This window comes from Paenibacillus sp. FSL R5-0473 (assembly GCF_038004565.1).
Classification (GTDB): domain Bacteria; phylum Bacillota; class Bacilli; order Paenibacillales; family Paenibacillaceae; genus Paenibacillus; species Paenibacillus amylolyticus.
This window is the reverse complement of the sequence record NZ_JBBORL010000001.1, coordinates 5,304,723-5,327,208: the sequence shown is the minus strand read 5'-3', so window position 1 is coordinate 5,327,208 and position 22,486 is coordinate 5,304,723. Positions and strand designations below refer to the sequence as shown.

The following is a 22,486-nucleotide window of genomic DNA, read 5'->3' as shown; positions in this document are numbered from 1 at the left end:
CCCAGAAGAAGGTGCGGGGGGAAACAGCAGAGCGGTTGTTTTTTGCACAGAATATACCATAATAAGGATAGATCCTTAAATCGATGGAGGTGTCAGGAGCCACATGAATATTCAGGGAATCAATCATTTGTGTTTTTCCGTATCCAATCTGGAGCGGGCCATTACCTTTTATGAGCAGGCTCTCGGTGCCCAGATTCAGGTAAAAGGACGCAAACTGGCGTATTTTGAGCTTGCCGGTCTGTGGATCGCCTTGAATCAGGAGGATGTTATTCGCAACTATACGGAACGAACCTATACCCATATTGCATTTACCGTTACAGAAGAGGAGTTCGACGCGTCTGTGCAGCAGCTGCGAGCAGCGGGGGCCGACATTCTTCCCGGAAGGCCCAGAGATCCGCGGGATGCATTATCTGTATATTTTACCGATCCGGATGGTCATTTGTTTGAACTGCATACAGGTACGATGAAGCAAAGGCTGGATTATTATCGTGAAGACAAAGCTCATATGACCTTTTATCCGTGAAAGGGTTGTGCAAGTGGAGGTAAATGGGGATTAACATATTTAAAGTCATTGCGATTATCCGTAAAATACGTCTTAGGTTGCCAGGAATCGATGGTGGACTATGCTACCCGATTATAGACGTGAGGAGAGATGAGCATGGAGAGTAAAGGAAGCAAATTCGTTACAACGGCAAGTGAACTCTGCATGGTTACTATCATGCTTCTACCTTTTATTGCAGGACAGCTTCATGTTTCGGAGGCATATGCAGGATCAGCTAAGTTTAGTGGTCAGCAGGGACATAAGCATGCCGTATCTACGGAAAAGCTGCTGGAGCTGAATGATCCTGTACCTGTTCGATGAGCGGTTTAAGATGATCCTGTGCCCTTTCACCGTGGATTCCCGGAATTAAGGCCTCTGTTGGAGAGACCCTGAACTCCATCATTTTGTTTTCCCGTGTACTCAGTTGTTAGATGAAGAACGCATCCGCTTTATTTGATCAATGACTTATAGTCGTCGTAGTTCATTTTACGATCCTGAAGGCTTAGCAGAAGAAGTTGTTGGCTGATGTCAGCCTCGCGGTTTGCAGAGATGCGTTTAAGTAGATCGTGACTCATTCTTAGAAAGTAATAACCTTCATTGCTGTTGTTTTTCTCATGAAATACAATACCCAGCAAGCGATACAGTTTGGCACGAAGCATCCCTTCATCTTGCTTATCCAGCAGTTGGAGGGCTTCTTTGATGATGGCCTCTGCCTGTTCTGGCTCACGCTGTTCCAAATAAACTTTACTGATTTCCTCTAATATGGAAGCCTTCTTGTGGGGAAGATTGCGTTTATCGTAAATTCGTGCGCATTCATCCAGCAAGGGGAGGGCTTCTTTTTTTTGCCCCATATGAAGCTGGATCACGGCGAGGTTGTGAAGTGCCAGAACGTAGGATTCGCTGCTCGCCTGTTTATAGGCCTGTACGGATCTCTTGGTCCAGTCATAACTTAACAGCATGTGTCCGTCCTGTTCGGACATATAATATGCTTTGCCCAAACCCAGCGTAATCTCGCCATACAGTTCCGGTTGTCCCGCCATCTGGGCTTCCTTCTCCGCTTTGAGATAGTAGTTCAACCCCTCATTCACATTGCCTAGTCTTAAATGGGTTGTGCCAAGAAAGGTCAGCGATTGAATGTGTTCTTCCTGTAGATGTTTGAGTCTGCTGCTGTACGTATACGCCTGTTCATAATGTTTCCGGGCAGCATGAAACAGCTCTGCATGAAAAGCCGCTCTCCCCATTTCCAGATAATATTCAACAATACGTTCCCTGTCACCTGTTCGAATGACCGTAAATGCTGCAGTTTCCCCCTCATCCAAGGCTTGTCGATAATCCCCAAGTCTGTTGTGACTTCGTAAAATGAGCAGGTAGGCTTCTGACTGATCCGATATATCCTCCGTCAACGTCAGCACTTTATGGGCTATGCGGATGCAGGCAGAATCATTCTGCTCGGCATAACAGGCTTTGGCCTTGTCCAGTACAGCCTCCCCAATATCCGTATCTGTTGCTGCACTTCCTCCCAAAAAAAACTCCATGGGTGTATTAAGTCTCCTGGCAATAATTTTCAACATACGCTGCGAGGGAACGGCTCTGCCTTTTTCAATAAGGCTGATGTAAGAACGCGTCATATCCTCACCTGCCAGTTGCTTCTGAGACAGTCCAAGCTGCTCCCGGATTTGCCGGATTTTGGGTCCGAGCATGATCGTTCACCGTCCCTTGATATAGTTTGATTGGAATGGAGATCTGATTGGTATGTTGGGTCTATCGTGTGTGTCCAGAAGCAGGGGTAAGGAGAGTGAGAGGTTCATTTACCCCCATTTACAGTTTAAATGCAATTTGGGAGATTATAGAATCAGAGTATCCAAGATGAAAGGAGGAGATATGAATGGTCATTAAAGCGACTCCCATTACACTGGAGCAACTAAAGCGCAAAGAAGTTGAAGCAGCACAATTGGAAACGAGTGGACTGGGCGAGGCACGTGAAGTCAGTGCACGCGCGGTTTCCGCTCGCGCAGTTGAAGCCCGTGCTGTAGCGGCTCGTGCTGTAGCAGCTCGTGCAGCGGCGGCTCGTGCCTGATTTTTCCTACTTACTTATCGTATTACGCTAGATTCATAGATGGGAGCTTCTGCGGAAGCTCTTTATCTCCCTATATTTCAGTGAGATTCGTACGTTAGTGATAACGAGGTGTCTGAAGCCGATGCATATCAAGCAAATATGGTCTTACATTCCGGAGCACATTGTGCCGATCAGGGAACTGAACGAGGTGCTGGGACTCAATAATGCCCAGACGAAGGTACTGGAAAAAATTCATGGTTTGAAACAGGTTCGGCAAGACAGGGATGGAGATCTGGCTTCGTTGCTTGGGCGCGTATTAACCCAGGTGGTAAATAACCCGGAGATCGCTCCTAACTCGATTAAGTATATCATTTATTGCCACACAATTCAGGAAAATTTCCCCTTTCCTATGAAAGTTTTGCAAGCCCTGAAAAGGGCTTACGGGTTGCAGCATGCCATCGCGTTTTCGCTTACGCAGCAGAACTGTGCATCGGGCTTAATTGCCCTGAATGTTGCCGAGACATTGCTGCCTTCATTGGAAGCGGATGATCATATTTTAATTTTGACAGGTGAAAAAACCTTTAGTCCCGTTGTGCAATTAATCCCCAATACCACCGTGATGGGAGAGGCATCAGCCGCCGTGCTGGTGGGTAACAAGGGCAACGGAAGTCGTGTCGTCGGACTCACGAGTGTTACCCTGGGCCAATTCTGTAATGTACTAACGGGAACCCCGCAGATTCTAAGGGAGTTTCAGGAAATCTACACGCCTCGGTTATGTGAAGCCATTGTTACAGCCGTGGAGCAGGCGGGTCTGACGCTGCAGGATATTCGATACATCGTCCCACACAATGTGAATCTATCCTCGTGGAAGAAGGTGGCTATCCGTTTATCCTATCCCCTTGAACGCATATATACGTCCAATGTGCAGGAGATCGGGCATTGCTTCTGTTCGGACCCATTTATTAATTTGCAAGCCATTCTAGAGCAGAAGTTGTTGCAACCAGAGGAGTATTATCTGCTTGTTACGGTCGGACTTGGGGTTACATTCAGCGTAGCAGTGATGCAGTATGCAGGAATAGGAGGGGATGGCCTTGACCACCGTATTGACGGATTTTTCGAGCAAGCTCAAGTGGGCGTTAACGGGCCAGCATGACGTTACTTTTGTCTATCTGAACAATTTTGAGGTGGAGGAGTACTGGAGTGAAACGGGTATTCTCAAGCTGCCCTCATTAAGCATAGGCTCGGCTGCGGATGTCGTTAATCGGATGGAGGAACTGGGTGTTTTCCTCGCCGGAGAGAACGATATTATCCTGCTCAAGGGGCCGCCGAATCAGGGATTCATGGCAGATGCACAGGCGCTTGGGTTTGGTCGCTCCCGATGCATAACGGTGGAGCACAATGATCCGGCACTGAACATTACCGCGAATCTTCTGAATTGTCCAAGGACAATGGACAAGCTGAGAGAGCTGTCACAGGCTGCTGGAACGAATGTTTATCTGGTTCCCTTTGGAACCTCGGATCAGGAAGAGGAGTTCTCCCGACGGACCGGCATTCCGCTGGCTGTTCCATCTTCAGATATCTTCCGCAAGGTGAATGACAAGGGGTATTCCCGCCGTCTCAACGCGGAGCTGGGCATTCGCCAGATTCCAGGTGTTGAATGCACGTCTTTGGATGAACTGGTGTCTGGTTTCGATCAGCTAAAGGCCGTTCTAGAGCAGGGTGGACGCCTTGTGCTGAAGGATTCCATGGGTGTATCAGGCAAGGGAATTACCGTCATCACCGATAAAGCCAGGTTTCACAAATGCATGAGTATGCTGGAGAAGCAGGCAAGCAAAAAGGGAATACGGCAAATCAACTACGTGCTTGAGCAATGGATTGATAAAATCTGTGACCTAAATTACCAGATTCTCATCGATCGCTCCGGCGGAGTTGAGTTTCTTGACGTCAAGGAATCGTTGGTAGAGCAAGGCGTGCATCAGGGGCATCTCATGCCTTCGCGGCTTAACGATGCTCAACTTGAGGTTATTCGCGAAGCAGCCATACGAATTGGAGCAGCTCTGTATCGAGATGGGTACTACGGCATTGCCGGCATGGACGCCATTCTGGACGAGGACGGTACAATCTGGCCCAATCTTGAGATTAATGCCAGGTTTAATATGTCTACCTATCAGACCAACATTCAGCATCAATGGCTGCCCGAAGATCAATGTGGATTGGCGAAAAAATATACGCTCCGGCTCAATCACCCGCTGGAATACGGAATACTTCGTTCCCGGTTGGGTACGTTGATGTTCGAACCGGAACGCGGCGAAGGATTATTGATCAATAATTTTGCCACAGTCAATGCGGCATTCAGAAGTGAGGGGACCTTGTTCTCCGGACGTCTGTATGGCGTGATTATTGCGTCCTCCCCTGAACGGCTGGGAGTGATCGACGAAGCGATAGAAGCCGTCCTATCTTCCATTAACGAGGTGATGTGAGTGTCTAAGGAATATCAGATTCAGCAGTTGCCTGTTTCGGACATCGCCGAGAGATTCGGGACCCCGCTGTATGTATATGACGGGGATGTGTTGCAGCAGGTGTATCAGGAGCTTAGGGGATTGCTTACGCCTCAAGTGGAGCTGTTCTATTCATTGAAGGCCAATCCCAATATTTCGATCGTACACATGCTCCGGGAGATGGGAGCACAGGCAGAGGTATGTTCCCTGGCCGAATTGCATACGGCTGTACAGGCTGGAGTAGCAGCAGAAAGCATTATTTTTCTAGGACCGGGAAAAAGCGATGACGAGATTACGGCATGCATACGTCTGGGCATATATGCGATCGTGTGTGAATCGTTTCAGGAGCTGGAGCGCATTGAGAGCATCGCTGCAAGTGAGGGGCGAATCGTGCCGGTGGCGCTGCGAGTGAATCCATCTTTTTCTGTTAAAGGCTCCAGACTAACTATGGGTGGCAAACCACGTCAGTTTGGTATGGATGAACAAAGTGTGCTCCAGGGAAAAGAGCAGTTCGAGAGCTTCTCCCATGTGGAGATCATGGGACTTCACGTGTACATGGGAACCCGCATGTTGGATGTAGAGCCGATCGTTCAGAATACCCGCCATATTCTGGAATTGGCTGATCGAATCGAGAACGAGCTGGATATCACGCTGCGTATGGTCGATGTAGGCGGGGGATTGGGCGTGCCCTACCATGAAGGTGAGCAGTTCCTATCCATAGCCACACTGACAGAACAGTTGAATCCAATGTTCGAATCGTTTCGGCATAGTCATACAAACACCCGGCTGTTCATGGAGCTTGGGCGATATCTGGTAGGCACCTGCGGTATGTTGGTCAGTCGAGCTCTATACGTCAAGCAATCGTATGGAGAGCACTTCGTCGTAACCGATGGTGGAACGAACTGCCATATGGCGGCGGTGGGCACAGGTTCTTACGTGAAGCGTAACTTTCCGATTGCCTCCCTGACGCGTTATGGGGAGTCCCCTGTAGCCGAATACAATATTACGGGTCCCTTATGTACGCCCAATGATGTTGTTGGGAAACGGGTATTGCTTCCTCCTGTTGAACGGGGCGATCTAATCGGTGTTTTTCATTCGGGAGCCTACGGACCAACGGCTTCTCCCACACACTTTTTGAGTCACGGAAGTCCGGCGGAAGTGCTGATTGTCGCTGGGGAGGCTCACTTGATCCGTGAGCGAGATACTCCGCAGGATCTACTGTCCAAGCAACGTTTGATTCAAGTGTCCCACACAGCAATAACCAATTGATGAGGAGAGATGATGATCATGACAACTGCAGTATTGCTTGAAGAGATCAAAGGTGCCCTTGCTGAAGTGTTGAATACGGAAGCCAGGGAGGATATTCAATTAAGCACATCTTTATTTGACGAACTCTATCTGGATTCGACCTCTGTTCTGGAACTGTTGATGACGCTGGAGGACCGGATTGAAGGTCTGGAGATTGACCCGGATGATCTGGAGCCCGATGTATTTGATACGGTAGGCTCCCTGGCTGCTTATATTGAGAAGCAGCTCATTGCGGCCTGATGGCTTCGCCTGTTGCCATACGGGAGATGGGAGTCAGGCTGTTCTCGGAGAAGAAGCCTCCGTTTGATCATCCGGAACTGCTGCGATTTCATCAGGACATGCTCGCGGGTACTCCTATCAAGTACGACGTTCAACTTTTGCAGGGTCGTAACAACAATGCCTATCACGAGATGAGTGTGGAACTGCTGGAAGAGACGGGACTTGATCGGGTCATGCAGGATGTGGATGTGTTGCTGCTGGCATACAATTTTCCGAATACCCGCCCGGATATATCAATTGTGAATTATTTGATGGATCGTTATCAGGCCCGTTTTATCAGTTTTGCTGTAAATGATCTTGGTTTTGGTGCTCCTTTTGCGGCGCTCCACATGCTTCAGCATTATCTGGGCAGAGAAGGTTACATGAAAGGCATGCTGCTGGTTATGGACCAGACGGCTCTCCCCTATGAAACGATGGAACTTGTTTCACCGACTGGACCGGACACGGCTGCAGCAATATACCTTGATCGGATGACAGGCGTAGGACCTTCCCTGCTTGGTGTAGAGATGCGACATGCCGAGCATTCCGTAGCCGATACTGCGGAGATGGTACTGGATCGATTATGTGCCCAGGCATCCATTCACCGGAATCAGATTAACCTGCTCATCCATCCTGATCTGGAGCAGCTTTGCAATCAGGCTGCCTGGTACAGCGAATGTGGATCGAAGAGTTATTATGATCCATCGCGCTGGAGTGCAGCGCCATTCTTCGCATTACAGGAGTTACTGGAGGAGAAGGACGGGGGCGAGTACATATGTCTTATGCATCTGGAGCAGACGGATTCGTTTATTCATGCCTTGCTGATCCGAACTTGTGAATGGCGTATGGATGGACACTAATCGCAGAAGGAGGGAGAACATTGGGGTTCGGTATTGTGGATATTGGCGTCTATTTGCCTGAACAGATTCAGCAGCCGGAAGAGGTGCTGGCTGCCCTGGAGCTTGGGAAAGGTGAGCTTCAGTTTCTGCGCAAGTACCACCGCCTGGAAGGTGTGCCTGTAACGGAATCGGGCCAGATGCTTGACGATACGATCGCACAGGCTGTGGAACGGCTCCAGACCAGACCTGCCCTTTCCGGAATCGACCTTGTTCTCTATGTCCATTCCTTTCAGGTGCAGACACCGAGCGATTACAGGCTTGTGCAGCGTGTCCTCCAGCGCTTCGGGCTGGAACATGTACCGTTCTATGGCATATCCCAAATGAATTGTGCATCGTCGATAGCCGCTCTTCAATGGATTGAGCGAATCTCGCAAACGCAGCCTCACATTCGGAATGTGTTGTTGATCTGTGCGGATCAATTCAATTTTTTGCCTCCCGAATGGCGCTATCTGCGCAAATCGGCCATTCTGGGTGATTCTGCCGTAGCTGTTCTATTGAGCAGAGAGAGCTGTCAGCATGTCGTTCAGGCGGCGCATGTGCTGCGAGATACCCAGTTCCATACTGGTTATCATGCAACCGCCGATGAGATCTCGGCATTTAACCGATTGTATGTGGACCATATCATTCAAGGGATGGAAGAGCTGCTGTCAACGCAAGGCCTGAGTTTCGAAGATGTGGATCATATTTTTCCCCATAATGTGAACTGGACTACCTGGAAGGAATTCTCGCGACGTACGGGAGTTGGACTTGAACGAATATATCTGGATAACATTCAGCGAATCGGACATACCTTTTCCACAGACCCGTTCATTAACCTGAGTTCGGGATTGGAGCAGAACTGGGTGTGCAGGAAGGGGCGCTCCATCATGGTCAGTATCGGGCTCGGCAGTTTTTTTGGTTTTGCACTGGTGGAGCATGGAGGATGCGAAGAAGAATGAACAGGAGGAATGACAATGCACGTTATTGAATTCCAGGGCCCAGATGCTAAGCCCGTCGGATCAAAGGCAGCAGGTAACCCCGTTGCTCCGATATCGGAAATGTTGGAGGCAAAAACCTTGCTGGTGAACAATCGTCCAGTGCTTTTGGCAACAGGTCCATACGTGCTCGCGACCGCTCATCTCATTGAACAAGATGCTTTACTTTGGCATGAAGAATCAGCTGGGCTGTATCGTTGGAACCAACTACATGCCGTTCATGTACAGGATCGGATGCTGGAGCCCTCCGGACTACTGTTATACCGGGTACAGCCGAATGAGGGTGAGAAGGCTGAGATATCAGGCGAGAAAGTGACCTCGAATGAGCTGAGAACACGCCTGCTTGAGTTCCGCGTAGAGCTGTGCAAGGCTGGATTGGAGCAGGTTCGCAAGCATTTGTCGGTGCGAATATCGGGCGGGCAATCCACGTTTCAGCACCAGCTCGTGAAAGGCATGGTCGCTGACATCCTGACAACGCTCTACATGGCGGAAACGTTGCCTGAAGACCGCTTCCTCTCGGAAAATCCAGGTCTTCCATCGGTCCGGGTCCATGCGTGGATACATCAGGAATTGGACGAAGCCTTCAGACAGATTCAACGTCTTGGCGGCGGTTTCGGTTTTTTGAGGCATGGCGTATCTGCATATACATATGCAGGCCAACTGGTGAAAAACATGCTGTTGCCAGCTAAGGAGGAATATTGATGATTACTCCATCAACGATTGCGGTTTTTGAGCAAGTGATGAAGCAGTATGCTGCGGAGCTTCGTCAGATCGGCCTGACGATTGACCGGGAGCCAGACCGGCTCACCGAGTTTTTGCACACGTCTGCCCTGCAGGCCATCAATCATATGATGATTCCCCCGGAGTATGGCGGTCAGCCGATTGTAACCATAGGTCAGGATCGATATTATGGACTCTCTTCGCTGGAAAGAGTCATTACGATCGAGCAGTTGTCCGCAGGAGATGCGGGCGTTTTTCTGGGAGGACCTGGTCCTTCCATGTCCAGCATCGTCATGATTGACTTGGGCGATGAGGAACAGAAGGAGCGATTTTATAGCCACTTTCTGAAAGGTCCGGCCTGGGCTGTTTTTGCCTTATCAGAGCCGGAGAAGGGTTCAGATGCAACCGAGATCAGCACGCGGATTACGCGACATCCGGATGGAGGAATGGAGCTAACCGGACATAAATTCTACATTGGGAACGGACACCGGGCGAGTATTGGACTGGTATTTGCCCAGACCAATCGTACGCCTCTGGGCATTCAGGTGGCTATAGTTGATCCTTCCCTGCCGGGTTTCACAGCAACCCCGCTGGACACGATGGGGCTTCGTGGTCTGCAACTTAGCCATCTGCAATTCGAGGCTTTCCCACTGGAAGAGAAAGATATTCTGGGTCGTCATTTAAGCCCAACCAAGCGTGGACTGTGGGGAGCACTGCGTACATTCCACCGGATGCGCCCTAGTGTGGCGGCATTGGCGCTTGGTGTTGCACAGGCTGCTTATGATTATGTTGTGGAGCACAGAACGATCTTCACAGAACGTGAAAAGACAGAATTGGAGCGACTGGAGATGCGTCTGCACGCGCTACGCAGCATGATTCGGAATGCAGCAGCAGAGATTGACCATGATGCGAATAAGGGATATCTGGCTTCCCTCAGTAAAATACGGGCTGCGTCAGTTGCCGAAGAAGCGACGGAATGGGCACTGGAGATGATGGGGCCAGGTTCCTTACTGGAGCATCCTCTGCTGAACAAATGGTATCGCGATGCAAGGGCCTTTGAGTTCATGGAAGGCACAACGTCCATTCAGAAGATAAACGTTTTTCAGGCGTATGCCAACGGGAAGATGCAGCATGTCTGATTCACTTCATGATGATATTGGCGTACCAATCTATGTGGATCATATTTGCTGGCTTACTGCGGAGGATCATCTGTACACGCTGGATTGGCCAACACCGGATGATTATGTTTACGTATCGCCGCACATATACATGGAGGATCACTATTATGGTCGCGTGGGAACACTGACTCGCTCCCTTATGGCAGACGGGAGACGGGTGACAGCGGGTGATCTTGCGCTTATGGTGCTGGAGCAGTTGTCCACAAAGCCGCATTGGGATTGGTTGATCCTTGCCCAGACTTGTCCCGAACGACATGCATTGAATGCTCCACTTGCCCGAATGCTTGAAACGGCTCCGTGGCGAGTTAATCATCCACTTGGTATTACCCATATGGGTGCGCTCGCAGGCACCGAGGCCATTCAGGTTGCTCTTTGGAGCATGCTTCCTAACGAACGGACTGCGATTGTGTTGGTGGAGCAGCGAATTCTCCATGACGATGGACAGATTGGATATGGTCAACCATCTGAACCTAAGGGTGATTTGGGCGACATGGCGGTGGCGCTTGAGGTATCCCTTGGTCAAGGAGCGTTGCAGATACACTATGCGGGAAAACGGATCATCAGATCGGATGATGCCACGGCTTTTGCATCCGAGGCACTTGGCATGATCCGCGAATGGATGGATAGCCATGCAGCCGTGCATGTCATTCTTCAATCGAGACTGGGATTACGTCTCAATGGCAGTTCTGTTTTGCATATTTCCCCTTCCAAGACCATCTGCGTACCACGAACCGATTATCAGAGCGGTGATGTATGGATACAGCTGGCAGATAAGCTAGAGCGGGGTATCATCAGGCCGGATGATCGAGTCATGCTGGTCTCGTGGGATGACGATCGGGTGATATCTGCTTGTTGCGTGCATGTGATACGTCTGCCGATCCTCAACAGGCTTACAATAAATCAAGAAATCAAGACTTCATGAATTATGGAGGTGAACCCCATGCAGGGGATCGATTATACGGCCGGCTCGATCCATCGTTTGTTATTCCGTACGGCCGTTCCGATGCTGCTCGCTTCTCTGGTTAACGTGATTACACAACTGGCCAATGTATTTTTCTTGGGTCATACGAGTCAAAATGTATTATATGTGCTCTCATTGTATATTCCTGTCTCATTTGTCATGATTGCCATCATCGAAGCGATGCAACTGTCTGTTCAGGTAGCGGTAGCGCGCAGTCGTGCCGGGGGCTCTCGTGTATTTACCCAGCTATTCGTGCACATGATGGGCAGTGCAATGCTGCTTGCCATTCTGACCGGGGGAATTGTGATGTTAATGACCCCTGTGCTTTCATGGTTTTACCGTGTGCCTGCCGACATTGGGCCCATGTTTACGCAGTACGTATGGGGCATGATGGCAGTGAGCATCCCGGCCGTCCTGGCGGCAGTGACCAGTGCGGCGTTACGAGGGCTGGGCCGGGCACAGGCAGCGTCGTGGAACGCGGTTGGGATGGCGATGCTAAACATTGCTCTTGTGTATACATTTGTGTCGGTCTTTGGGTTGGATCTGAAGGGCATCATCTATGCCAACCTGATCACTTCCGTCTTGTCCTTGGCCATCTCCCTGCTGATTCTGTTCATTCGTCGGGAAATGATCTTTGAACGCTTTGCTTTTGCCCAAAAACATCTGCTGGCCCTCAGGCATGTCGGTATTCCTGTGTTCATCTCGTACTGCATGATTTTTCTGAGTACATTTTTTTTCAATAAAATTGTCAGTCACTTTGGCGAAGGGGCGGTTGCTGGCTTTGGCGTTGGTTATCGAATTCAGACGATGGCGATTCTGCCGGGTATCGTGATTGGATCGGCCATCGGCATTATCATCAATCATAATTTGCAGTCACCACACCGGCCAAGGGCCTATGCAAGTTATCGCCAAGGTCTGCTGCAATCCTTTGCTCTATACGTAATCATTGCCGTTGCCGTCTGGATCTGGCGAGATCCGCTTATCGCATTTCTGATCGAAGACGCGGCAACCCGAGCCGAAGCAGCACGGTATCTGTCCATCGTAGCTCTTTCCTATATTGGCATGGGTCCCATGATGACAACGTTGCTGACGATGGAACAGAGCGGGCGCGGATATCAGGCCATACTCCTGAATGCGGTGTATTTTCTGATTATTATCGCACTTGGCTGGGGACTGACTCGGGCTTTCAATGAGGTTACTTACTTCTATGCGGTGATTGCTGGCATGAATGTGGTCGGCATGTCGTCGTTCTTGCTGCCTTTCATGCGAATGCTGAAGCGGGAATATGTGGAGTCGTCTGCGGATAAGGACATCAGTCCAGAAGGTGAAGCGACGTTGCCGAATAAGAGCTATTCCACACAGACTTGACTCTAACTACGTACAGGAGGTTTTTGCATGACAACATCAGAACCTGCTTATCTGGTACGTCGCATTGCAGATGCGTGGATCGCTGCGGATGAAACGTTCAGCCAGTTTTATGAGCTGGAACCTGCGAAAGAGCTGGAGCCACAACGCCCCCCGGATTTGCCGGGGGTGGAACCTGCGGAAGCGCCTTTTTTTTTGTATGAGCCTCTCATCGGTCATCGGGCTCCTCAACTGGGGATCCTGGGTATCCCTCATTCTGGTGGGACAAGCATGTTAAACTCCTCCGTTGCCGGACTTGCGCATGCGTTACGCGTAGAATCGTGGAAAAAGGTCATCTATCCATCGTTACAAGAGTCCGGGAATTCGAGCTTGTACGATATTGGAAGTGGGAGACGATTGCTTGAGAGCGTAGCCATGCAGGATTGGGGTACTTGTCTTATGAATGAAGCGGAGGCGGATACAGCTGTTCCTTATCAAAAGGGGCTTGCGGCCGCACTGGATCATGCGCTGGATCAACAGGCGCTATTATGCTGCATTGGCGGAGACCATTCTATTACGCATGCTGTGCTTCAGATGATGGCAAAGGCCACGGGCAGTCGAAGGGTGCTGGTACAGTTCGATGCCCATCATGATTGCGGTATCGATGCCATTCATCAGGAGCATCCCAGTCACTCCAATTTTGTAAGACATCTGCTAGAGCAGGGTACGGTTGCTGCTGTTGTACAGATCGGCCTGCGTGGTCTTCGCTCAGCAGATCAGATGTACAGCCATTCTGGCTTGATTCAAATATCAGCAGAGCATATGACACCCGAGAGGGTGAGCCATGTTCTGAACGAGGTAAGGCAGAAGTACGATGTCGACTCGGCTTATTTAACTTTTGACTTGGATTCCCTTGATCCGGGAAGCTTCCCGTTTGTTGATTTTCCGATTGCTGCAGGACCGACGTGGCAGAACATTCGAGACTGTGTTATTGCAGCGCTGGAAGTACCGATAGCTTATCAAGGGATGGATATGGTAGAGGGACAGGGTGTGCAATCAGATCGGCACATTCCCGGACAATATGAGCTGGCGCTTCGGATGTTGGCCTATATGGTGGATGGCATCGACCGGAATCGTCGGCGGTTTGAATTGTCTTCTAGAACTAGCGCAGCCAGGGAAGGAATGCTGTCGGGAGCGGGAGCATCCATGAATAAGGGCTTAAAGGAGGTGTGAGTATGAAGGATTTTCGTACATTATATACGTTACATCGGGAACAGGTCAGGGAGGAGCTGTATCGGGAAAAGACAGACGGAATTCGACTGGGATTCTTCTATGCGCTAATGAATATTGTTAAGGAACTTTCGCCTCTTCAATTGGAAACGTCACCGGAGTTGATCTGGATGGATTATCTGGCTTTTTTGCGGACGGTTGATGAACACAAAAAAAACCCTTACTCCTTTATGGATTGGGATGAAGTCGAGGGGCTTGAACATCTGCAAGCGACGCTGCAGGAAGGTGGGGCCTTGTTGACCTGGCATTACGGATTCGTCCGGCATAATATGATCACCATCGGACAGGAGATTCGCGCAGGCCACATGAAGTCCGGATTACCCTTCTATCTGGTGGCTGAGCAGGGCACCGTAGAGCAAGAACAGAAGCTGTCGTCCTGGAATACCCTACGGCAGTTTGCAGGTGCTGATCTGTTGAATGCCGAGGATGAGATGATTGGCATACGATTGTATTCTCATTTGCGGAAGGGAGGTTCATTCAACCTTTTCGTAGATGGTCAGACCGGGTTCAACGCGGATAATCGCGCAGTGGAGCTTCCTTTCCTGAGTTCACGCATCCGGACGAGGAGCGGTATTTTTCGTATTTTAGCCAAGACACGCAAGCCTGTATGCCCCTATTTCATGACATTGACTGAAGATTTTCGTTCCAAAATTGTCTTCTTGCCGCCTTTCATATTAGAAGGGGATATTCATGAATCAGCAGGACGTGTATATGAGCCGTTTCGCAATCAACTGCTGAAGCAGCCTGCATTATGGAGATTCTGGGACCGTCACCATCAGCAAGTGATTCACTGGAAAGAGGATGAGACTAATCTTCATTCAGCGGAAGCTGAGAGTCAGGTGGACTGGTTCTCCAAGCCGCTGGAGGGATTCGGTCAGCTTGGACTGAACACCGCGAGTGGCATGATCTACAATTTGGGTTAACCGTCAGATAAGGGGGGAGGCAAGGATGCAGTCTTTCATTACGGAGCAGTACAATCGTCTATCGGTCCATGTGATGCCAACAAGCCAATACGCTAATTGTTATCTCCACCTGGGTATCTTTAACGAACAGGGAAGGATTCCCTCAGCTGTATTTGCAGTCATTGTGCGGCTGCTTTTCAGGCAGGATTCACTCGGCAAAAGAAAGCTACAGCAGCAACTATGGTCCATGTATGCCGATGAGCTAAGATGCGAATTGGAGCAGAAGGGGGAGACTCAACTCGCATCCATCCGGTTGCGTATCCCTGCAGGGTTGCTGCCGGGGACGGAAATGCGGACGCTGGATGCGTTGAAGCTGCTCGCAGACATGATGTTCGAACCGAGCCTTAAGGGCGGATTTGATTTTGATGAAGTGCAGATCCAGGAGGAACTTGCTTGGGCAGAACATCATGCTGGCTATGATGTTTCCAATTGGGACAAGGTGGTACAGGGGCGTAGTCTGGAATGGCTTGGGTATGCGGAACGAAGCAGGGATGCCGACGTTGAGCAACTGCAACATTGTGTGCGTGATGGTGAACTTCAGCAATGGTACCGGGAGGTGCTTTGTAGCCCACTACATATTCATGTGATCGGTGATTTCCAGTCGGATGTGATGATAGCTCAGGTCATGGAGACCTTTGTGCCATTGCTTGTCACGGCTGAGGGGGGAGCTATCCCATCTGTGATCGGGCATGGTCAACCTACTGAGCGCGGGGAGGAAGGCGAGATGATGCTTGAACTGATGGATGTTCAGCAATGCAAGATTAATGTGACCTTCACCACCGGGTTGACGTATGGATCGTCGGATTATCCTGCACTGTTTCTGTTTCATTCCCTGTTTGGCGCTACGCCTGCGTCGAGGCTTCAATCCGAGCTTCGTGAACGAAAGCAATGGGTGTATCAGATCTACAGCACACTGGATGATTATCGGGGGACGCTTCATGTGACAACGGGAACAAGCAGTGAATATGTGACAGAGGTGCTTGAAGCGATAGATGCTGAATGGCTGAGGATATGCAGCGGAGACATTCAGGAAGTGGAACTGAATAGAGCGATTCAGAATGTGATGCATTATGTACAGGTGGGATACGATCTGCCTGAGCAGGTGGTCAACCTTCATATCGATCGAATGCTCAACCGGGTCCAGATGACAACTCCGCAATTCCTGGAAGCCATATCCTGCGTTACTGCGGAACAAGTGGCCGAGGTAGCCTCTGGCATGAAAAAGGCTGTCACCTGGATTTTGTATCCTGAGAGTGAATATTCCGCACCAGTGCAGGAGGTGACTCATGAATAGTATTGTGAATATCGCACCTGTCCGCAGGCGCTTGTCCAATGGTCTGTCGGTCCACATTTTCCCCGAACCCCAGTTCCATCATACTTTTGTTTCGTGGTCCGTGTCCTATGGCTCAATCCATGATGCAGCCCTGCCTGGCAGAGCACATTTCCTTGAGCATATGATGTTCTACAATCCGGATCAACGGCCCGTCAAGCCGCTATTTCATACTATGGGAGCTTCGACATCTGCATTGACGCGTTACGATGTAACGACTTATCAAATGGCCTGCACAGGTGATTTGAAACGAAGTCTGGCGTTGTTCTCCGGCATGCTCGCTGCTCCCTATTTCACCCCGATGCATATGGAACAGGAACGGTCCGCCATTCATCAGGAACTGTCCATGTATGCAGACCAGCCCTCCTGGCGAGCTTTGCAGCAGTTGACCCAGATGATGTATGGCAGCAATCACCCCATCACGCTGGATGTTGCAGGTACACCGGATAGTCTGTACCAAATGACAGCAGATGAGCTGAATCATGCCTACAACACTCGCTATGCCACAGGGAGCATGGCGATAGCGGTTGCCGGTCCGGTTGAAGCGGAGTTCATTACAGATATGCTGGAAAAATTCCCTGCGATGGGACCACTGGATGGTGCCTACCTGCCAGAAGTTACACTCGACTATTTGGGTGATGACTCCAATAAGCAATATCGGGAGATTGAATCCGGATTGTCCTTGCCACTTGTAAGGTATGGGTTCCGTGCCAAAGATGGGATGCATTTAAAAGAGCAAGTCGCTTGCATGATCGGCATTGAAGTTTTACTGGGTGAAACTTCCGATTTCTACGCCGAATGTATGGAGTTGGGTCTGCTTCATAAAGGTGCAGAATGGGACCACTATTATCGTAAGGAATTTGCCTTTTCGAACGCTTGTGGGTATTCAGCTGATCCCGTTTCTTTATATAACCGGGTTGAGGAGATGTGTGAGCATATTCAGAACGGAACGCTGTCCCTATCCAACTTCAACTATGCACGGATGAAGTGGTTAAGCAAGTATTATGCAGACATGGATTCGTTAAAACAGCGATGCATGCACGTCTCCGAATATGAGGTGATCGGACTGGATTATATACAGCTTGGCACGTATGCACTTGAATTGACAGAAGAAGAGGTTAGGAGTGGTCTCAGAACTATTGCAACGTCTGCTCGTCTTCGGATGGTTGTTATACGTTAGCATGTAACACCGCATAGGGAGGAGGGCCTTATGGATTTCAGCACCGGAACAATCAGCAGCCTTCTGGCAATGAGGGAACAAGGGAATGATACGTTCACGCCATTTTCAGAAGAACCGGAGGTCCACATTTGGACACAGACATTGCCCATAAGCGAGGATCAACTGCAGACCGCGGCTGCCATAGACTCCGATGCAATGACTTCAGAAGAACATGAACGTATGGTCAGAATAAGCAGAACCTCACGTCTACAGGCTCATTGCTGGATGATTTCAAGGGATTTCTTACGAAGAGTACTGGCACAGTACATGCAGCTTCAGGCACGGGATATTCGATTTGAATACGGCACTTCCGGAAAGCCTTATCTCGTGGGAGGTCCGCAATTCAGCCTTTCGCATACGAATGGGTTGTGTGTACTGGCGGTTACATCCACTAACAACGAGCTTGGCGTTGATGTGGAATGGGTACGTCCGTTATTGCGAGAGAAAGCCATCATCCAACGTTTCCTGACGGAAGAAGAGCGGGATCATGTGCTGGAAGCCATATGTTCCGGGGAGGATTCTTCTTCCCTGCTGTGGAAAGTCCTCACAGGCAAGGAGGCCTGGATCAAGGCTTCCGGTCAATCTTTATGTGGACAGTGGAGAAATCTGAATACGGTACAGGCTATACGTAATCATGAACATGTGCTGGAATGGGCCGGACAGAATTATGTGCTGCAGTCTCTGAAAATGGGCAAAAGCTACTCCGCATCATTATGCGTGACAGGGAGGGAGATACCACTCATACGCTGGATGAATATGGATAATAATATACAAAGCTACGAGGGAATTGGTAATTAAATCTTACATATCTATTGTCTAAACATTGGCATTACCTATAATATGGACAAATGGTACCTTAATTTACCAATGTTAAATTCGTTGGTTCAATTCCAAGGAGGTTTGTCATGATTCAGTTCCCTAAACCGGATGTCGAGCAATATTTTCAGACGTACCGTATTTCACATTTTGCCGTATCGGCAGACGAGAAACGTTTGTTCATGGACAGCAATCTGAACGGTCAGCCGAATATTTGGGCGATGGATTTGCCTGGAGGATACCCGTATCCTTTAACGTACTTGAATCAGAGCAGTCAAGTTATCAAAGCAGACCCGCAGGGGCGTCATCTTCTTACCGCGTTTGATCGGGATGGAGATGAGAACTATCATCTATATGCACTCCCACCCGAGGGTGGTGTTCCACTGCCTGTGGTTCCGGCGGAACCGAATGATCGCTGTTATTTTTCTGAGTTGTCCGAGGATGGACAGCGTCTCTATTATGTTACCAGCGCGGGTAATCCGAATTATCTGAATTCACGCCGCATCGATCTGGAGACAGGGGAAGATGAACTGTTATACAGTGGAGAAGAGGTTACTAGCAGCTTGGTTGCTGTAAGTCCTGACGAGAAGAGTTATGTTATTTTAAAAATGTACTCCAATACGTATCAGACGGCGCATCTGTATCGTAACAATGAAGAAATGGTGATTCTGCCAGCTTCAAAACGTTATAGTCAGGTATCCGATCTGATTTTTGCAGATGATAATCGTCTTCTGTTCATTACCAATGATGACTCCGCATACGCCTATGTGGCTGAATACCGTATCGATACCCGCGAATTCCGCTTATTGTGCAGAATCGAAGGGGAAGATGTGGAGTTCATCCGCTGGCATCAGGCTTCCGAGACCTTATATTTCTGGACACTTACAGGGCCAGAGAATCGTATGTACGTATTGGGCAAAAATGACGATAAGCCTCGGCGCATAGAGATGCCACTGGATACGATAGAGCAGGTGAACGTTACGAAGGCTGGCAATGTGTATATCCTTGGACGTGGAGCGATCCAACCGCATAACATTTATGGCAAAATAGCAGGTGCTGAGTCCTGGGAGCCGCTGACTGCCAATCGGGTAACCGGACTGGACCCAAGTGATCTCGTGTACCCTGACGTTATTCAGTATAACTCCTACGACGGACTGGAGATTGAAGCTCTCTTGTTCAAAGCAAAAACAGAGCAGGCCAATGGTTACACCGTATTTTGGCCTCATGGTGGGCCGCAATCTTCCGAAGCAAAGTTTTTTCGGCCGATGTTCCAGATGATGCTCGCTCAGGGCTATCATATCTTTGCACCTAACTTCCGGGGCAGTACCGGGTATGGTGCGGAATTCGTCAAATTGGTTGAGCGGGATTGGGGAGAAGGCCCAAGACTGGACTGTGTTGCCGGCATCAACTGGTTGTTTGATCAGGGAATTACCTCGCCAGAGCGGTTGTTTGTGGTAGGTGGAAGTTATGGGGGATATATGACCCTGTTATTGGCAGGTCGCCATCCGGAACTGTTTCGGGCAGCGGTCGATATTTTTGGGCCAAGTAACTTGTTCACATTCCTGGAATTCGTACCGGAAGACTGGAAACCGATGATGGATAACTGGCTGGGTGATCCGGTCCGTGACCGCGAACGTTTAACGAAGGATTCACCAATTACGTATCTCGATCAGATGGTGAACCCAATGTTGGTCATTCAGGGTGCTAATGATCCAAGGGTCGTGAAGGCCGAATCCGATCAGATCGTGGCTGCGCTCCAGTCGAAGGGAATTGATGTGGAATACATCATTCTGGATGATGAAGGTCATGGCTTCTCCAGGAAAACAAACGAGATTCTTGTGTACCGCCGGATGCTGGAGTTTTTGCAGAAACATCAGGAGTCACCCGTTGCACAAGCTTAAGTTGAGAGATTCCATCGTTGACTTAAATATAGTGAGATGAGGAAAACCGCCAAAGATCAAGGATGATCTCTGGCGGTTTTATACGTGCGCCCGCATGTTGGGCGCTATGTATGGAACGATACATACGTTAGTTTGGAAGGCCGCTATCCATTGAGCGACCTGTCCAAATCTACTAACTAATCTACTAATCTAACAATGCGACAATCGAATTGATGGACTGCTGCGCCCACTGTGCAAAAGGCAGGTCGGCTGCCCACGTCACTTGTCCTGTCGCTTTGGCTTCCCCCCACCACAAGATACGTTGATAGAGCAGATGCATGCTGAGACGTGTGCGGAAGTGTTGGCATTTCTCCGCATCTGTTGCACAGACCAGATCCCGGTAGCAGCGAAGGAACTGTGCGGCCAGTTCTGGTTGACCCTCACGAACATACCTGGTGGATATTTTGGTTAGGTCGGCTGTACCGTCTCCGAAATAGGCCGTTGTAAAATCGAACAAACCACTAATCTGCCACCCTGAAGAACGGTCGTCCAGATTTTGAATCAGAATATTCTCGACCTTGAAGTCTCCCATAACAAAACACGGAACAGCCCTGGACCGAAATGCCGGTTCAGCATTCTTGAATTGCTCGTCCACCCACTGAACATCTTCATCCGTAATCACCGAGTACTGTTCCGCATCATGTAACCAGTGACGAATGGTTCCGTACAACCAGTCCAGATAATCGCCTGCAAAGGAAACAATCTGCTGCGCTACAGGATCATATTCCCCGGCATCAGGCACCTTCCAGCGGTGCAGTTCAGCCAAAGTATGGGCAAACATACAGGCGATCTCTTCCTGATCTTGCTGTGACAGTGAAGCCTGGAATGCTGGATCATACAGGTGATTCCCGGGCAGGCGTGGCATTATGGCATAACTCCAGCCTAGCAGATGGGTATCTTCATGTAACAAATATGGATCAGGGACAGGGATGGCCGTATGTTTTGCCAGTTGTTCTACAAAGAACTTTTCTTCCTGTAACTGTCCTGCATATAAAGGATTGCCTTTCAGAATATACTCTCCACGGGAAGAGCGAATGAGCAGTGTCTGACCCATAACCCCTTTATCCGTTCGTTGATAATCTTCAAGGGTTCCCAGGTCAAGCTCATTCAGCGCATCCTGCAATGGAACTGCGGCCACTTCGCCAAGTTGATTGGAACCAAAATATATACGGGTTGTCATATGGCCGGACCCTCCTGGGTTTTAGTCCTCATTCTCTTCGTCAGACAGGTCATACGTATCCTCATCGACCAATCCACGGATGAAAGCTTCAAAATTGGGCGCAAGATATGTAATCTCATAATCATTTTCCTGATCGACATGAACTACACAGGGTTCACCTTCAGGGCCGCAGAAGCGATAATCCAGCATAACAACATCATGACCAGCGGATGGACAATCACAGATCACAATCCCCAGGTCGGGGTATCCCCAATCTTCGATCATGAACCGACTTCCCAGCTCACCAGCGAGTGCGTATATTTTATCGTGTCCAATTCCCATAATGCTTGAAATGGCAATGTGATCCTCAGCCCAGGAAGTAGCTTCTTTGGTGGGAAATACAGTGAGCGCAGGGATACCGCCGTTTTGCGTATTCATCAGTTGAATATAGGAAGCGGGCAGCTTGTAACCCAATTCCTTCTCAATAGTCAAAATCTCTTCTTCATCAAAAGGTTCTGATACATGATTGTCCTGCGCATAATCACTCTGTACCCAGAACGTTGCGGGATCATAAGTCCCTGAAGCGGCTCTTAGATGGTTCTGTATACCGCTCTGCTCGAATGCGGCAAGTTCCTCTTCATGACGCTGGCGATCTTGAAGCATCTTGTCCGCTTCGGGACGAATCTCGCGAAGGAATTCAAGGGTAGATTCATCATGGGGCAGAAGTTCATCAGCTCTCTCAAAAGCCAGTAATGCCTGTTCATAACTCGCTATATGACAGTATGCATAACCCAAACGGTATTGCCAGAGCGGGTCGTTTACCCCTTGCTCCTGGACAGACAACAAATGTTGAACGGCTTCGCGGTAACGTGCATCATTGTTATAAGCTCTGGCGAGTTGACCAATCAGATCATAATCCCGCTCTGAGACGGGGATTCGTTCAATATGTTCAATAATGAGACTGAATTGGTCCTGGTCATGCCACAAGTTGATTTGTTCCAGCAGTTCTCTTTCCATGAATAGGCCTCACTTC

The 22,486-nt window shown here is 49.5% G+C and carries 22 protein-coding genes; 19 read left to right on the top strand and 3 right to left on the bottom strand.

Annotated elements, in window-relative coordinates; translation table 11 throughout:
• Window positions 1-103: 103 nt before the first annotated feature.
• On the top strand, window positions 104-523 hold the full coding sequence (fosB, locus tag MKY28_RS23350) for a metallothiol transferase FosB (RefSeq protein WP_100526939.1): 420 nt from the start codon (window positions 104-106) through the stop codon (window positions 521-523).
• Window positions 524-658: 135 nt separating this feature from the next.
• Window positions 659-862, top strand: a complete 204-nt coding sequence (locus tag MKY28_RS23345; protein ID WP_340937149.1) for a hypothetical protein — start codon at window positions 659-661, stop codon at window positions 860-862.
• A gap of 128 nt (window positions 863-990) precedes the next feature.
• Here the strand turns inward: MKY28_RS23345 and MKY28_RS23340 are convergent, their stop codons facing one another.
• Window positions 991-2,241, bottom strand: coding sequence for a helix-turn-helix domain-containing protein (locus MKY28_RS23340; RefSeq protein ID WP_340937148.1), 1,251 nt, complete (start codon window positions 2,239-2,241; stop codon window positions 991-993).
• Window positions 2,242-2,426: 185 nt separating this feature from the next.
• On the opposite strand from MKY28_RS23340, the gene MKY28_RS23335 reads away from it, so the two are divergent.
• From MKY28_RS23335 to MKY28_RS23255, 17 genes are all read left to right on the top strand, one after another.
• Window positions 2,427-2,618 carry a hypothetical protein gene (locus MKY28_RS23335; protein ID WP_091018551.1) on the top strand — a complete coding sequence of 64 codons (192 nt, stop codon included), beginning with the start codon at window positions 2,427-2,429 and terminating at the stop codon, window positions 2,616-2,618.
• A gap of 121 nt (window positions 2,619-2,739) precedes the next feature.
• Complete coding sequence (locus MKY28_RS23330; protein ID WP_340937147.1) at window positions 2,740-3,750, top strand: 3-oxoacyl-[acyl-carrier-protein] synthase III C-terminal domain-containing protein; 1,011 nt, start codon at window positions 2,740-2,742, stop codon at window positions 3,748-3,750.
• Complete coding sequence (locus MKY28_RS23325; RefSeq protein ID WP_340937146.1) at window positions 3,689-5,077, top strand: preATP grasp domain-containing protein; 1,389 nt, start codon at window positions 3,689-3,691, stop codon at window positions 5,075-5,077. The genes MKY28_RS23330 and MKY28_RS23325 overlap by 62 nt, the downstream gene beginning before the upstream one ends.
• Window positions 5,078-6,364, top strand: coding sequence for a diaminopimelate decarboxylase (lysA, locus tag MKY28_RS23320; protein ID WP_340027755.1), 1,287 nt, complete (start codon window positions 5,078-5,080; stop codon window positions 6,362-6,364).
• Window positions 6,365-6,382: 18 nt separating this feature from the next.
• A complete protein-coding gene (locus tag MKY28_RS23315; RefSeq protein WP_036672144.1) occupies window positions 6,383-6,643 on the top strand; it encodes an acyl carrier protein in 261 nt (86 codons plus the stop codon).
• The gene (locus MKY28_RS23310) at window positions 6,643-7,521 is read left to right on the top strand and encodes a hypothetical protein (protein WP_340937144.1); all 879 of its coding nucleotides are present in this window, start codon (window positions 6,643-6,645) and stop codon (window positions 7,519-7,521) included. The genes MKY28_RS23315 and MKY28_RS23310 overlap by 1 nt, the downstream gene beginning before the upstream one ends.
• Window positions 7,522-7,541: 20 nt before the next feature.
• Window positions 7,542-8,498, top strand: coding sequence for a 3-oxoacyl-[acyl-carrier-protein] synthase III C-terminal domain-containing protein (locus MKY28_RS23305; RefSeq protein WP_340937142.1), 957 nt, complete (start codon window positions 7,542-7,544; stop codon window positions 8,496-8,498).
• 15 nt (window positions 8,499-8,513) lie between these two features.
• Complete coding sequence (locus tag MKY28_RS23300) at window positions 8,514-9,236, top strand: hypothetical protein (RefSeq protein WP_340937141.1); 723 nt, start codon at window positions 8,514-8,516, stop codon at window positions 9,234-9,236.
• Window positions 9,236-10,393 carry an acyl-CoA dehydrogenase family protein gene (locus MKY28_RS23295; RefSeq protein WP_340937140.1) on the top strand — a complete coding sequence of 386 codons (1,158 nt, stop codon included), beginning with the start codon at window positions 9,236-9,238 and terminating at the stop codon, window positions 10,391-10,393. The genes MKY28_RS23300 and MKY28_RS23295 overlap by 1 nt, the downstream gene beginning before the upstream one ends.
• Window positions 10,386-11,354, top strand: a complete 969-nt coding sequence (locus MKY28_RS23290; protein WP_340937139.1) for a hypothetical protein — start codon at window positions 10,386-10,388, stop codon at window positions 11,352-11,354. The genes MKY28_RS23295 and MKY28_RS23290 overlap by 8 nt, the downstream gene beginning before the upstream one ends.
• A gap of 18 nt (window positions 11,355-11,372) precedes the next feature.
• Window positions 11,373-12,761 (top strand): MATE family efflux transporter, encoded by a 1,389-nt coding sequence (locus MKY28_RS23285; RefSeq protein ID WP_340937138.1) that lies wholly within the window; start codon window positions 11,373-11,375, stop codon window positions 12,759-12,761.
• Window positions 12,762-12,788: 27 nt separating this feature from the next.
• On the top strand, window positions 12,789-13,970 hold the full coding sequence (locus tag MKY28_RS23280) for an arginase family protein (protein ID WP_340937137.1): 1,182 nt from the start codon (window positions 12,789-12,791) through the stop codon (window positions 13,968-13,970).
• 2 nt (window positions 13,971-13,972) lie between these two features.
• Complete coding sequence (locus tag MKY28_RS23275; RefSeq protein WP_339196795.1) at window positions 13,973-14,950, top strand: LpxL/LpxP family acyltransferase; 978 nt, start codon at window positions 13,973-13,975, stop codon at window positions 14,948-14,950.
• 25 nt (window positions 14,951-14,975) lie between these two features.
• A complete protein-coding gene (locus MKY28_RS23270; protein WP_340937136.1) occupies window positions 14,976-16,283 on the top strand; it encodes a M16 family metallopeptidase in 1,308 nt (435 codons plus the stop codon).
• The gene (locus tag MKY28_RS23265) at window positions 16,276-17,499 is read left to right on the top strand and encodes a M16 family metallopeptidase (protein ID WP_340937135.1); all 1,224 of its coding nucleotides are present in this window, start codon (window positions 16,276-16,278) and stop codon (window positions 17,497-17,499) included. Before MKY28_RS23270 ends, MKY28_RS23265 begins: the two co-directional genes overlap by 8 nt.
• 30 nt (window positions 17,500-17,529) lie before the next feature.
• Window positions 17,530-18,336, top strand: coding sequence for a 4'-phosphopantetheinyl transferase family protein (locus tag MKY28_RS23260; protein ID WP_340937134.1), 807 nt, complete (start codon window positions 17,530-17,532; stop codon window positions 18,334-18,336).
• 107 nt (window positions 18,337-18,443) lie between these two features.
• A complete protein-coding gene (locus tag MKY28_RS23255; RefSeq protein ID WP_340937133.1) occupies window positions 18,444-20,255 on the top strand; it encodes a S9 family peptidase in 1,812 nt (603 codons plus the stop codon).
• A 184-nt stretch (window positions 20,256-20,439) separates the two neighbouring features.
• On the opposite strand, the gene MKY28_RS23250 is transcribed toward MKY28_RS23255, so the two are convergent.
• Window positions 20,440-21,474 carry a phosphotransferase family protein gene (locus MKY28_RS23250; RefSeq protein ID WP_340937132.1) on the bottom strand — a complete coding sequence of 345 codons (1,035 nt, stop codon included), beginning with the start codon at window positions 21,472-21,474 and terminating at the stop codon, window positions 20,440-20,442.
• A 21-nt stretch (window positions 21,475-21,495) separates the two neighbouring features.
• Window positions 21,496-22,470, bottom strand: coding sequence for an SMI1/KNR4 family protein (locus MKY28_RS23245; RefSeq protein ID WP_340937131.1), 975 nt, complete (start codon window positions 22,468-22,470; stop codon window positions 21,496-21,498).
• Window positions 22,471-22,486 lie beyond the last annotated feature (16 nt).